General features: G+C 54.7%; 4 protein-coding genes. 1 reads left to right on the plus strand and 3 read right to left on the minus strand.

The annotated features are described in order from the left end of the window. Nucleotides 1-629, plus strand: a 629-nt coding sequence (locus ABX962_RS33465; RefSeq protein ID WP_372726017.1) for a glycosyltransferase family 4 protein, incomplete at its 5' end; no start/stop codon positions are given. Nucleotides 630-644: 15 nt separating this feature from the next. Here ABX962_RS33465 and crtI read toward each other — a convergent pair. From crtI to ABX962_RS33480, 3 genes are all read right to left on the minus strand, one after another. Beyond that, the gene (gene crtI / locus ABX962_RS33470; RefSeq protein ID WP_372726018.1) at nt 645-2174 is read right to left on the minus strand and encodes a phytoene desaturase family protein; all 1530 of its coding nucleotides are present in this window, start codon (nt 2172-2174) and stop codon (nt 645-647) included. Between the two features lie 59 nt (nt 2175-2233). Further along, nucleotides 2234-2947 (minus strand): hypothetical protein, encoded by a 714-nt coding sequence (locus tag ABX962_RS33475; protein WP_372726019.1) that lies wholly within the window; start codon nt 2945-2947, stop codon nt 2234-2236. A 54-nt stretch (nt 2948-3001) separates the two neighbouring features. After that, nucleotides 3002-3181 (minus strand): GreA/GreB family elongation factor (locus tag ABX962_RS33480; protein WP_372726020.1); only part of this gene is annotated, 180 nt, incomplete at its 5' end.

A 3181-nucleotide genomic window follows, 5' to 3' on the forward strand; every position in this document is an offset into this window, starting at 1 on the left:
CAAGTAACCGAGACCACTTTACGCTGTGCTACGTCGGCACGGTGTCGGAGGGCAAAGGGGTGGCGGAAATGATCGAAGCGGTCGCCATTTTGAAATCGAGATCCTTCAAGGTGACACTGAAATTGGTGGGACCAGACACCGCAAATTTTGCACGCGACCACTGCACGCGGTATGACGTCCAAGATCGCGTTGAACTGATGGGGCTAATGCCAAGCGATTCCATCGAGCCGCTGATGAACGAGTGCGATCTTGTCATCGTGCCGAGCCGGCATGATTACCCCGAAGGATTCCCGCTTGTCATCCACCATGCGCTGCGTGCTTGCACGCCAACGATTGCGTCGGATCACCCGATGTTCACCAGCCATTTGAAGCATTGTGAAAACGCGATGCTGTTTCCTCAGAAAGATGCGGTACAAATGGCAGCCTGCATTGAACAAGTGCTGACCACTGCGGAACTCTACGAGTCAATCTCCGCCGCCTCGCACGCGATATGGAAACGGCTCCAATTGCCGGTAAAATGGGGCGACCTCGTTTCTCGCTGGATACGCAATAGTGCCGACGACCAACAGTGGTTGTCCGAACATAGCTTGGCGAACTTTCGCGAGAATCATTGTCCGTCGAGTCCATAGTGGCGGCTTTTAATCTTATTGACGCAGCGGCGTTGCTTCGTGGTGGTCGATAAAGTCCGCATCGACGCCAAGGTCACTCAGTAGTAATCGGCTAGTGATGCGGCTTGATTCATAGATCACCGGCAATCCGCTGCCGGGGTGCGTTCCGCCACCGACCAGGTAAACGCCCTGCAGATCTTCGAAACGATTGCCGGGACGCCGATGCAACATTTGGCCAAGATTGTGAGCCAAATTGAAGGTCGCACCGCGGTAGACCCCGTAACACTGCTGCCAATCGTCGGGCGTGATACGTTGCTCGAAACGAATACGGTCGCGAACGTCACCACACCCGATCTGTGCCATACAATCAAGTGCGCGGTCACGAAACGCGTCTCCTTCGACGCCCCAATCGACGTTTTCATGCTGATGAGTCACCGGCACTAACACATACAAGGTGCTGCATCCGGGCGGTGCCAATGACGGATCGGTGACCGAAGCATTTTGGACGTAAAACGACGGATCGTCACTGAGAGAGTGTGTGGTTTCGATTTCCTTCAGATTCTGTTCGTAATCTCGGCTGATGTGAATGTTGTGATGAGGAAGGTCGTCGTAAGATCCTTCGATTCCCAGATACAACATGAACGTGCTGCAGGAAAACTTTTTCTTTTCGATTGCCTTGTCATTCCAACGTCGTCGCACTTCGTTTGGCACATGGCGAGTCATCCAGTCCGCGAAATCAGCGTTGACGACAAACGAATCGGCTGCGTAGCGATCTCGCTTCGTATGCACTGCGGTTAAACGACGGCCCTCCAATTCAATCGATTCGACCGGTTCGTCAAGGCAGATCTTCACGCCTAAGGATCGAGCAATGCCGGCCATCCGCTCGCTGACTTGATTGCAACCGCCGATGGGATGCCAGACACCGTACTCGTACTCGAGAAACGACAGGATGCTGAACAAACTTGGACACTGGAACGGTGACATCCCGAGATACTTGGCTTGGAATCCAAACGCGATCACCAGCCGAGGATCGGCAAAGTAACGCTGCAACTCGCTGGCAAGTGATCGTTGCGGATGCAAATAAGGAACCGCCGACAACACCGAAGGACGCAACAAATCGAGTGGTGAACGAAAGGGAGATTCCAAGATCGGACGGAACTTCTCGAGCTTGACCCGGTTGTCATCCAAAAAACGCCGGAACGCACCGACATCGCCAGGACTGAGTTCTGCGATCTGGCGGTCCATCGCATCGATGTCACTACTGCAATCGAGCTGCCCTCCCTTGCCAAACGTCAACCGATACTGCGTCTCGAGCCGAGTCATCGGCACTTCTTCCATCAAATCGTAGCCAACGCTGCGAAAAATTTCCGAGAGCACGCGGGGGTACAGAAAGAACGTGGGTCCACAATCAAAACGAAACCCATCGGCCTGGATCACGGACGTACGGCCGCCGACCGCCCCCCGCCGCTCGAGCACCGTGACGTCGCAGCCCGCGAACGCCAACTGCATCGCAGCAGCAAGCCCTCCGGGGCCGGCGCCTACGACAACCACTTTGCGAGATGACAAAACCGCGTTCCTTTTCCAATTCATATCCGAGCAACGGACGGAAACAACGGCTTCGAGCTTTAGAAGCCGCCTGCGGCGATCCCCGCGTTGATTTGTTCTTGCACGATGGCATCGATCGCGATGTCGGTAAACATCTCATCGGGAACTTCGCTACGATCGGCAACCAACTTTGCTCGCACGATCACTTCGTTGACCGCGGCATTGGTGAGTGGCTGCATCAATTGTCGCCCCAATGCATTGTCAGCCGGTTCGTGAACCGGGGACAACACATCTTCGAAGTCGAACGAAGTCGCCTTATCGAGTTCAGTGGCACGGCGGAGTCGCGAGATTTGCTTTAAAGACTCCTCGGTGTCCCCCTCATCTTGTTGCTGCACGAACGATTCCACCGCCGCCAATTCGCCCCACTGCAATACGGGCAGACGTTGCAAACGCTGCATCACGCCGGAGGCTTGCCAGTTTTCGTATTCTTTGCGTTCAACCGATCCAGCAAATGTTTCGAGCCGTTTGACGATCAACTTTTTTTGCTCGGGCGACAACCGACTCTGTTCGATATCAGGAATATAGCTGCCGCGGATCGTCCGCACCGCCATCTCGCCTCGTTTTTGAAACAAGAACCAAGTCGATACGCCACAAAAGATAAAGCCGGCCATTCCCATCAGTAACGTGGCTGCCAAAATCGCAGGCATCCAACCCGGCCCCTGCTCCTCCGCCGTTGGTGCAGCGGGAGAATCAGCGGCCGATTGGTGTACGTCGGAGGAATCAGAGTCGGACATAGGAAGCAATGCCAAAGAAGAATGTTCGCGCAGACGCGGCGAACACGATGCGAACTACATATCCAATTCGATCTTCAAGATCTTGAACTTCAGCTTTCCGGCGGGCGCCTCGATCTCAGCCGTCTCGCCCACCTTTTTGCCAATCAAACCTTGACCAAAGGGACTGGTCACCAGGATTTTCCCCGAGTCATAGTCCTCATCGCCAGCGCCGACCAACGTGAATTGCTCTTCGTC

Source organism: Novipirellula sp., from assembly GCF_041583735.1.
Lineage (GTDB): Bacteria > Planctomycetota > Planctomycetia > Pirellulales > Pirellulaceae > Novipirellula.